General features: G+C 73.2%; 7 protein-coding genes. 5 read left to right on the top strand and 2 right to left on the bottom strand.

Going from position 1 to position 10099, the window contains the following annotated elements; genetic code table 11:
* Window positions 1-14: 14 nt before the first annotated feature.
* From ABD817_RS24290 to ABD817_RS24300, 3 genes are all read left to right on the top strand, one after another.
* Complete coding sequence (locus ABD817_RS24290) at window positions 15-1034, top strand: FecCD family ABC transporter permease (protein WP_344920406.1); 1020 nt, start codon at window positions 15-17, stop codon at window positions 1032-1034.
* Complete coding sequence (locus tag ABD817_RS24295) at window positions 1031-2059, top strand: FecCD family ABC transporter permease (protein ID WP_344920407.1); 1029 nt, start codon at window positions 1031-1033, stop codon at window positions 2057-2059. The genes ABD817_RS24290 and ABD817_RS24295 overlap by 4 nt, the downstream gene beginning before the upstream one ends.
* Window positions 2060-2169: 110 nt before the next feature.
* The gene (locus ABD817_RS24300) at window positions 2170-5664 is read left to right on the top strand and encodes a non-ribosomal peptide synthetase (RefSeq protein WP_344920408.1); all 3495 of its coding nucleotides are present in this window, start codon (window positions 2170-2172) and stop codon (window positions 5662-5664) included.
* Between the two features lie 81 nt (window positions 5665-5745).
* Here the strand turns inward: ABD817_RS24300 and ABD817_RS24305 are convergent, their stop codons facing one another.
* The gene (locus tag ABD817_RS24305) at window positions 5746-6159 is read right to left on the bottom strand and encodes a hypothetical protein (RefSeq protein WP_344920409.1); all 414 of its coding nucleotides are present in this window, start codon (window positions 6157-6159) and stop codon (window positions 5746-5748) included.
* A 292-nt stretch (window positions 6160-6451) separates the two neighbouring features.
* On the opposite strand from ABD817_RS24305, the gene panD reads away from it, so the two are divergent.
* Together panD and ABD817_RS24315 are read left to right on the top strand one after the other, a co-directional pair.
* Window positions 6452-6859 (top strand): aspartate 1-decarboxylase, encoded by a 408-nt coding sequence (gene panD, locus ABD817_RS24310; protein WP_344920411.1) that lies wholly within the window; start codon window positions 6452-6454, stop codon window positions 6857-6859.
* A 3-nt stretch (window positions 6860-6862) separates the two neighbouring features.
* Window positions 6863-8470: a (2,3-dihydroxybenzoyl)adenylate synthase gene (locus ABD817_RS24315; RefSeq protein WP_344920412.1), complete on the top strand. Its 1608-nt coding sequence runs from the start codon at window positions 6863-6865 to the stop codon at window positions 8468-8470.
* Between the two features lie 248 nt (window positions 8471-8718).
* Here ABD817_RS24315 and ABD817_RS24320 read toward each other — a convergent pair whose 3' ends face one another.
* The gene (locus ABD817_RS24320; RefSeq protein WP_344920413.1) at window positions 8719-10032 is read right to left on the bottom strand and encodes a salicylate synthase; all 1314 of its coding nucleotides are present in this window, start codon (window positions 10030-10032) and stop codon (window positions 8719-8721) included.
* Window positions 10033-10099 lie beyond the last annotated feature (67 nt).

A 10099-nucleotide genomic window follows, 5' to 3' on the forward strand; every position in this document is an offset into this window, starting at 1 on the left:
CTAACTTGAAGCGCGTGCCTCCTCCCGCAAAGAGCGCGTATCTCCCCAAACGGCTGGCCGGTCTGTGCCTGCTCGGCGGCCTGCTGCTGCTCGCCGTGCTGGCCAGCATCGTGATCGGTGCCAAGCAGATCCCGCTCGGCGAGGCCTTCTCCGGGGTGTTCTCCCCGGACGGCTCGGAGAACGCGCTGATCATCCAGGAGCTGCGGCTGCCGCGCACGCTGCTGGGGGTGGCCGTCGGGGCGGCGCTCGGACTGGCGGGCGCGCTCATGCAGGCGCTGACCCGCAACCCGCTGGCCGAACCCGGTCTGCTCGGCGTCAACGGCGGCGCCGCGGTGGCGGTCGTGACGGTGATCGGCCTGTTCCGGGTGGACGACGTCCTCGTCTACGTGTGGGCGGCGTTCCTCGGGGCCGCCGGAGCCGCGCTGCTGGTCTACCTGATCGGGTCGCGCGGCCGGTCCGGCGCCACACCGGCGCGGCTGGTCCTGGCCGGGGCCGGTATCAACGCGGTGTTCAGCTCCCTGACGGCGGGGATGATGCTGTTCAGCCCGCGCAGTTTCAACAGCTTCCGTTTCTGGCAGGTGGGCTCGCTGTCCGGGCGCGACCTCGCGCTCTTCGTCCAGATCGGCCCGTTCCTGCTGGTGGGGGTGGTGCTGGCGCTCTGTCTGGCGCGCCCGCTCAACGCCCTGGCCCTGGGGGAGGACACCGGGCGGGCACTGGGCGCCAAGCCGGGCCGGACCCGCGCGCTGGGGGCGCTGGCGGTCGTGGTGCTGTGCGGCGCCGCCACGGCGGCGGTGGGACCGATCGCGTTCGTCGGGCTGGCGGTGCCCTTCGTGGTCCGGGCGCTGGTCGGTCCCGACCAGCGCTGGGTGCTGCCGTACTCGCTGCTGCTGGCGCCGGTGCTGACGCTCGCCGCCGACGTCGCCGGACGCGTGGTCGCCGCGCCCGGCGAGCTGGAGACGGGCATCGTCACCGCGTTCCTGGGCGCCCCCCTCCTGGCACTGATGGTCCGTCGCGGAAGGGTTCCCCAGCTGTGAGCACGAGTCGTGTCCTGCGCGTCGGGACGACGTCCCTGCGGTGGGAGCCGCGCGTCGTCGCGGTGTGCGCCGTACTGGTGGCCGCCACCCTGGGGGCGGCCGTGTCCGTGGTCGGCAGCGGCGACTTCCCCATCCCCGTCACCGAGGTGGTGGGGGCGCTGACCGGGCAGGGGGACCGGGCCACGGAGTTCATCGTGCTCACGTTGCGCCTGCCCAGGGCGCTCACCGGCCTGCTCGCCGGTGCGGCACTCGGCCTGAGCGGGGCGATCTTCCAGAGCATCACGCGCAACCCGCTGGGCAGCCCCGACATCATCGGGTTCACCACGGGGTCGGCCACCGGAGCCCTGCTGCAGATCCTGGTCGTCGGCGGCGGCACCGCCGCCATCGCGGCCAGTTCCGTGTTCGGCGCGGTGCTGACCGCGCTCGTCGTCTACCTGGTCGCCTACCGGGGCGGGGTGCACGGCTACCGGCTGGTCCTGGTCGGGGTCGCCGCGGCCGCGATGCTGGAGGCGTTCAACGCCTACCTCGTCACCCGCGCCGAGTTGCGCGAGGCGTACGAGGCGGCGTTCTGGCTCACCGGCAGCCTGAACGGCAGGGGCTGGCAGCACGCGTGGCCGCTCGCCCTGGCCGTGGCCGTGCTCGTACCGGTCGCGCTGGCCTTCGGCGGCCGGTTGCGCATGGGCGAGCTCGGGGACGACGCGGCCCAGGCGCTCGGCGTACCGGTCCAGCGGACGCGGGCCGCGCTCGTGGTGATCGGGGTGGGACTGGTGGCGGTGGCGACCGCGGCGGTGGGACCCGTCCCGTTCGTCGCGCTGGCCGCGCCGCAGCTGGCGCGCGGGCTCACCCGCAGGCCCGGTACGCAGCTCGTACCGGCCGCGCTGATGGGCGCGGCACTGCTCGTGCTCAGCGACCTGGTGACGCTGCACCTGCCGGTCGCGGTGCCGGTCGGTGTGGTGACCGGGGTGCTCGGTGGCGTCTACCTGGTCTGGCTGCTGTCGACCGAGGGGATGAGAGGGCGGGCGTGAAGGTGAGGGTGTGGCGGCGGACCGGGGGCATGGGGTGTCGTCACGAGACGCGCGTTGACGCTCGAACGCTCCTAAATTAGGTTAGCCTTACCTGACCTAAGGGGAGCTCTGTGCTGACCAGGGAAGAACTGCACCGTTCGCTGACAGAACTGCTCGGAGAGCAGGTGGAGGCGCACGACAACCTCATCGAGCTGGGCATGGACTCGATCCAGCTGATGAGCCTGACCGGCCGCCTGCGCCGCCTCGGCGTCGAGATCGGCTTCGCCGAACTCGCGCGGCGGCCCACGCTGGCCGAGTGGTGGGAACTCCTCGCCGAGCGCGGCGCCATCGCGCCGCATCCGGCACCGAGCCCGGACCCCGGCTCCGCTTCCACGTCCGTGCCCGGTTCCGCCTCCGGTGCCGACCTCGACAGCGCCTCCACTCCCGGTGCCGACCTCGCTGCCGAGCGGGGATCCGCGGAGCCGGACGGGTCGTTCCCCCTCGCGCTCATGCAGCACGCCTACTGGATCGGCCGCGACTCCGGCCAGTCGCTCGGCTCCGTCGCCGCGCACCTCTACGTGGAGCTCGACGGCCGCGAGATCGACCCCGCCCGGCTGGAGGCGGCCCTCGTGGCGCTCGTCGAGCGGCATCCGATGTTGCGGGTCGCGATCTCCGACGACGGGACCCAGCGCGTCCTGCCGGAGCGGCCAGGACCCGCCGTCACGGTGCACGACCTGCGCGCGGTGCCGGATCCCGGCGAGGAGCTGGAACGGCTGCGCGCCGAGATGTCCACCCAGCGGCTCCCCATCGAGACGGGCCGCGTCTTCGACGCGCGGCTGAGCCTGCTGCCGTCCGGCGCGGCGCGGCTGCACCTGGACGTCGACATGGTCGCCGCCGACGCGATGAGCTACCGCACGCTGCTGGCCGACCTCGCGGCGCTGTACGAGGGCGAGAGCCTGCCGCCGATCGGCTACGACTACGCGCGCTATCTCGCCGCCGACCCGCGCGCCGAGGCCCGCGCCCGCGACCGGCGCTGGTGGGGCGAGCGGCTCGGCGAGCTGTCCGGGCCGCCCGAGCTGCCGGTCGTGCCGCAGCCGGGCGACCGGGTCGTCCGCAAGCACCACTGGCTCGCCCCCGAGGACAGGCAGCGGCTGATCGCCCGCGCCCACCGCGAGGGCGTCACCCCCGCGATGGCGCTCGCCGCCGTCTTCGCCGAGGTGATGGGCGCCTGGTCGGCGACCCCGCGCTTCCTGCTGAACCTGCCGCTGTTCCACCGCGAGCCGATCCACCCCGACGTGGACGCCCTGGTCGGCGACTTCACCGGCTCCATCCTGCTGGAGGCCGACCTGTCGCGGGAGCTGCCGTTCACCGAACGCGCCCGCGAGTTGCAGGCACTGCTGCACACGGCCGGTGAGCACAGCGACTACTCCGGCCTGGAGGTGCTGCGCGACCTGTCGCGCTCGCGGGGCGAGCAGGTGCTCGCGCCGATCGTCTACACCAGCGCGCTCAACCTCGGCGAGCTGTTCGGCGACCGGGCGCGGCGCAGCTTCGGGGAGCCGGAGTGGATCATCTCCCAGGGGCCGCAGGTGCTTCTCGACGCCCAGGTCACCGAGGTCTCCGGCGGGCTGCTGCTGAACTGGGACGTGCGCGACCCCGCCTTCCCCGACGGCGTCGCCGACGCGATGTTCGCCGCCTACACGGGTGCGATCACCCGCCTGGGAGCGCCGGACGCCGACTGGGACGAGCCGCTGCGGATCGGCGCCTCGCCGCACCAGCTGCGCCTGCGGCACGAGCTCAACGCCCAGCCGCCGCTGCCCGCGCGGACGCTGCACGAGGAGTTCTTCGCGCGGGCGCGGCGCACCCCCGACCTCCCGGCCCTGTACTGGGGTACCGGGAACGCCGACGGCACCGACGGCACCGACGGCACGCTCACGTACGGCGAGCTGGCCGACCGCGCCCTGCGCGTCGCCGCCCATCTCGTGGAGCGGGAGGTACGGCCGGGAGACCGGGTCTCGGTCGAGCTGCCCAAGGGGCCGGACCAGGTCGTGGCGGTGCTCGGCGTGCTGGCGGCCGGGGCCGCGTACGTGCCCGTCGGGGCGGGGCAGCCCGCCGCCCGGCGGGAGAGGATCCTCAAGACGGCCGGGGTCGCGGTCTCGCTCACCTCCGCCGTGACGCACCCCGCGCCGCTGGACGGGCCGGTGCCCGTCCCGCCAGGCCAGGTCGGCTACGTGCTGTTCACCTCGGGCTCCACCGGGGAGCCCAAGGGCGTCGAGGTCTCGCACCGGGCCGCGATGAACACGATCGGCGATCTGGTCGAGCGGTTCTCGATCGGTGAGGCGGACGTGTCGCTCGCCGTGTCGGCCCTCGACTTCGACCTGTCGGTGTTCGACCTGTTCGCCCTCCTGTCCCGGGGCGGCGCGGTGGCGATCCCCCTGGAGGACGACCGGCGCGACGCCACCCGCTGGTCCGAGCTGGTCGAGCGGTGGTCGGTGACCGTGCTGAACTGCGTGCCGTCGGTGCTGGAGATGCTGCTGCGGACCGGCCCCGCGCCCAGCCTGCGGCTGGTCCTGCTCGGCGGCGACTGGGTCGGCACGCACCTGCCCGCGCTGCTGCGGGAACGCTCACCGAAGGCCCGGTTCGTCGCGCTCGGCGGTACGACGGAGACCGCCATCCACTCGACCGTGATCGAGGTCGACGGCGAGGTGTCCGCGGACTGGACGGCGGTCCCGTACGGTGTGCCGCTGCGCGGGGTGGCCTGCCGGGTCGTGGACGAGGCCGGGCGCGACCGCCCCGACTGGGCGCAGGGCGAGCTGTGGATCGGCGGCGCGGGGGTCGCGGACGGCTACAGCGGCGACGCCGGGCGCACCGCCGACCGTTTCGTCGTCCACGAGGGCACCCGCTGGTACCGGACAGGGGACATGGCCCGCTACCGGCCCGACGGCACGCTGGAGTTCCTGGGACGGCGTGACCACCAGGTGAAGGTGCGCGGGTTCCGGATCGAGCTCGGCGAGGTCGAGACCGCGCTGGAGAACCACCCCCGGGTGCGCCGCGCCGTCGGCCTGCTCGCCGACTCGCGACTGGCCGCCGCGGTCGTGCTCACCGGGGAGGCGGGGGAGACCGGGACCGAGGAACTGCTCGCCCACGTACGGGAACTGCTGCCCCCGCACATGGTCCCCGACCTGCTGGTGCCCCTGGCCGAGTTGCCGCTCACCGCGAACAACAAGGTGGACCGCAAGGCGCTCGCCGCCCTCGTCGCCTCGGCGGCCGGGGAGACGGGCACGCCCTACACCGCCCCGGACACGGCGCTGGAGCGGGTGCTCGCCCGGGTCGTCGGCCAGGTGCTCGGCGTGCCGAGGGTCGGCGCGCACGACGACATCTTCGCGCTCGGCGGAGACTCGGTGCTGGCCACCACCGTCATCGCGCGGCTGCGCGAGGCGCTCGACGCCTCCTCGCTCCCGCTGCGGGCGTTGTTCACCGAGCGGACCGTGTCGCGCGTCGCCCACCGGTTCATCGAGCTGGAGGAGACCCCCGGCAGGCTGGAGGCGGTCGCCGAGATCTGGCTCATGGTCGAGGGCATGTCCGAGGAGGAGCTCACCGAGCGCCTGGGCGCGGGGGAGCCCGGCTAGCGGCTCGCGGCCGTCCCGGCGGTCACGCCGCCGGGACGGCCGAGGTCACCGGCTCGGTCACCGGCCTGGTTGTCGGCTCGGTCACCGGCGTACGGGCGCGAGACTCAGCACCGCCTTGGTACCGGAGAGCGACACCACGCGCACGCCGATGCCGTTGACCGACCCCGTCGAGCGAAGACCGAGCACCGCCTGCGAGGTCACGCCGGGCCCGGTGGCCCGCACCCGTACGGAGGTCCGGTTGAAGGAGATGGACAGCCGGGTGACGCCGAACCGGGGGCTGACCCGGAACCGCACCGTCTTCGAGAGGGTGAGCTTGCACTTCCCGTCGTAGCAGGCGCGGAGATTTGGTTTGACCGTGTTCGCCGCCGGGGCGGCGGCCGAGACCGGTGCGAGGGCGGCCGTCCGCGTCTCCACGGGTGTCAGGCCGGAGTACGCCGGTGCGGTGCCGCCGGTCAGCGCGGCGGCCAGCAGGAGGGCGATGGACGTCTGAGCCATGTTCTTCCTCTCGTCGTTCCTCCGGACCCCTCCGGGGAGCGGGCGGTGGTCCGCCAGCCGGCCGGGCGTCGCCGGTGGTCGTACGTCGGCATGGGATATGACGGTTTTGCCGTCACCCCTCACCATCTGACAGAGGGGGCCGTTTTCCAACCGTTCCCCCGTACGGCCTCCGCTGATTTCGCGGGCTGATGTCCATGGCCAGACGGCGCAATATCTTCGGGGTTCTCCTCGACGGGCGGAGTGGCTAAGGTGAGGCTAACCTTAGTTGACCTTAAGGAAAGAGGACAGACCAGTGCAGCGGGTCCTTATGAACGGAAAAATCCACCGTGCCACCGTGACCCAGGCGGATTTGCACTACGTGGGTTCCCTCACGATCGACGCCGAGCTGATGGCCGCCGCAGACATCGTCGAGGGCGAGCAGGTCCACGTCGTCGACATCGACAACGGCGCCCGCCTGGTCACCTACGCGATCACCGGTGAGGCGGGCAGCGGGGTCATCGGCGTCAACGGCGCGGCGGCCCACCTGGTCCACCCCGGACACCTGGTCATCATCATCTCGTACGGGAACTTCGACGACGCGGAGGTGCGGGCGCACCGGCCCAGGGTCGTCCACGTGGACGGCGCCAACCGCGTCGTCGCACTCGGCACCGACCCGGCCGAGCCGGTCGCGGGCGCGGTGGCCCAGATCGCGGGGCGGTGACCCGTGGAGGGATTCACCCCCTGGCCCGAGGAGTTCGCGGCGCGCTACCTGGCCGAGGGGTACTGGAGCGACCGGCTGCTCGGTGACGTGCTGAGCGGTGGCGACCCCGAGCGGACCGCGCTCGTGGCCGGGGACGAGCGGCTGACCTACGCCGAGCTGGACCGCCGCGCCGAGCGCACCGCCGCCGGTTTCGCGCGGCTGGGCATCCGGCGCGGTGACCGCGTCGTGGTGCAACTGCCCAACACCGCCTCCTTCGTCGTCGTCTTCCTCGCCCTGGTCAGGATCGGCGCCGCCCCGGTGCTCGCCCTGCCCGCGCACCGCAGCAGCGAGATCGGCTACCTGTGCGAGCTGAGCGAGGCCAGGGCGTACGTCATCCCCGACGTGCACGGCGGGTTCGACCACCGTGACCTGGCCCGCTCGCTGTCCGTGGAGCACGTCGTGGTGGACGGGGACGCCCAGGAGTTCCTCGCCCTGGCCGACCTCACCTCCGACCTCGGCTCCTCCATCGCTCCCGGCCTCGCTCCCGGTGCCGAGGCCGTGTCGTACGAGCGGCCCGATCCGGCCGACGTGGGGGTGTTTCTGCTCTCCGGTGGCACCACCGGGCTTCCGAAGCTGATCCCGCGCACCCATCGCGACTACGTCTACAACCTGGAGGCCAGCGCCGAGGTCTGCGGCTTCACCTCCGAGACCGTCTACCTCGTGGTGCTCCCGGTCGCGCACAACTTCGCGCTCGCCTGCCCCGGCGTGCTGGGGGTGTTCGCCAAGGGCGGCACCGTCGTCCTGGCGCCCTCCGGGTCGCCCGACGAGGCGTTCCCCCTCATCGAGCGGGAGCGGGCGACGGTGTGCGCGGTGGTGCCCCCCATCGCGCTGCTCTGGCTGGAGGCGGCCTCCTGGTCGGAGGAGGACCTGTCGTCGCTCCAGCTGCTGCAGGTGGGCGGGGCCAAGTTCGCCGCCGAGCGGGCCGCGCAGGTCCCCGGCGTGCTGGGCTGCGCGGTGCAGCAGGTGCTGGGAATGGCCGAGGGGCTGCTCAACTACACCCGGCTGGACGATCCCCGCGAGCTGGTCGACACCACGCAGGGCAGACCGCTGTCCCCGGCCGACGAGATCCTCGTGGTCGACTCCGACGGCGCCGAGGTCGCCCCCGGCGAGGTCGGCGAGCTGCTCACCCGTGGCCCCTACACCCTGCGCGGCTACTACCGCGCGCCGGAGCACAACGTGCGCTCCTTCACCCCCGACGGCTTCTACCGGACCGGAGACCTGGTGCGGGTGCTCCCCTCCGGGCACCTCGTCGTGGAGGGCCGTGACAAGGACCAGATCAACCGGGGCGGTGACAAGATCTCGGCCGAGGAGCTGGAGAACCACCTGCTGGCCCATCCGGCGGTGCACGACGCCGCCGTTGTCGGCACCCCGGACCCGGTGATGGGGGAGCGGACCTGCGCCTTCCTGATCGTACGGGACCAGGCGCCGACCCTGAGGGAGATCAAGCGGTTCCTCAAGGAGCGCGGCGTGGCGGGATACAAGTGGCCCGACCGCGTCGAGCTGGTCGAGACCTTCCCCCGCACCCCGGTCGGCAAGATCAGCAAGAAGGAGCTCGTCGCGAGCCTGCGCTGAACCCCTCCACGCGGAAGGCCTGTGGTGACGGCGGCGAAAGTGCCGGGCGTCCCTGCGGGCGGGAGACTCGCGCGGGTGGTGGCGGCGCTTTAACGTGTGGCGGCGCTTTTACGTGCGGCGGACACCGGCCGCCCTCACGCGCGGGGAAGGCGCGTGAGGGCGGGTGCCGCCTCCCCGCGATGTCTCCTCGGGCGCGCGGGATCACGGATCGGCACGCCGGTGGGCCCGGCCCGGTGACGGGTGGCCCCTCAGGCGCGCGGGACCACGTACGGGGCGATGCTGGAGAGCTTCTCGCAGGTCTCCTCGTACTCCCGTTCGGGCGTCGAGCCGGACACGATACCGGCACCGGCCCGCAGCCAGGCGCGGCCGTTCTCGCTGTAGATGGCGCGCAGCACCAGGGCGGCGTCCATCGCCCCGTCCTGTGAGACGGCGAGGACGGCTCCGGCGTAGAGGCCCCGGGGCTCCTCCAGCCGGGCGATCGCGTCGATGGCCCCCGCCTTGGGGATGCCGGAGGCGGTCACGCCGGGGAACAGCACGTCGAGCGCGTCCCAGCCGGTGCGGCCCGGCGTCAGCTCGCCGCTGACGCTCGACCCCAGGTGCTGTACGCTGCCGCGCTCCTTCACCGTCATGAATCCGGTGACCCGCACCGTGCCGGGCGCGCACACCCGGTACAGCTCGTCCTGCGAGGCGCGTACGGAGACCGCGTGCTCGAAGATCTCCTTGGGGTCGCTCTCCAGCTCGCGGCGGGTCTCGGAGTCCGCGTTCTCACCCCGGCCGAAGGCCCGCGTGCCGGCCAGCGGCTGGGTCGTCACCGTGCCGTGCCCGTCGACGCCCACCAGCACCTCGGGACTGAACCCGGCGGCCTGGAAACCGTCCAGGTCGAGGAGGAACGAGCGGGCCGGGGTGTTGGCGGCACGGCCGCACGCGTACGTCGCGACGACGTCGACGGGGAACGGGATCGGCAGCCGCCGGGAGACGATGACCTTCTCGTAGAGCCCGGCGTCGATCTCGGAGATCGCCTGGGCGACCCGTGACCGGTAGACGTCGCCGCCGGGTCGCACGTCGACCGGTGACGGTGACGGCGCCCCGGGCGTGCCCTGGCCGGACAGCAGCTCGGCGACCCGCTCGGCCTCCTCGGCGTCCGCGCTCACCACCAGCGCGCGTCCCGCCTCGATACGCACCTCGGTACGCGGCACGACCAGGTGGGCGAGCCGGCCCGCCGGGGTGAGCGCGGCGAACTCGAACGCGATCCAGCCGTAGGCGTTCCACACCGGCCACGGGGCGGCCCGAAACGCCGCCTCCAGCGCCGCGGCCGGACGGCCCGACCACGGCTCGTCGGCCCAGCCCGCCGGGTCGGCCGGGTCCGGCGCGCCGGTGGAGGACGGCCAGCGGCTGCGCACGACTCCGGGTTCGAGGATCACCTCGCCCGCCACCCCGCCCGCGAAGGTCCACAGGCCCGGCCGCTCGTACACGGTGTAGTCGTCGAACAGCCCGGACCCGGCCAGGCGGGTGACCAGACGCAATGGGTCGGTTGCGCTCTCGACAACTACCTCAGTGCGCATCTCATCCGTGCGGACACCAAAGGACAACGAACCCACTCCTCCGTGAAACCGGACAACCGCAGTCAAT

The organism is Streptosporangium oxazolinicum, from assembly GCF_039537505.1.
GTDB lineage: Bacteria > Actinomycetota > Actinomycetes > Streptosporangiales > Streptosporangiaceae > Streptosporangium > Streptosporangium oxazolinicum.

Coding starts and splice junctions, on each gene's coding strand:
- ABD817_RS24305 (WP_344920409.1), bottom strand. CDS start 6,159: ATGGCTCAGACGTCCATCGCCCTCCTGCTGGCCGCCGCGCTGACCGGC.
- ABD817_RS24320 (WP_344920413.1), bottom strand. CDS start 10,032: ATGCGCACTGAGGTAGTTGTCGAGAGCGCAACCGACCCATTGCGTCTG.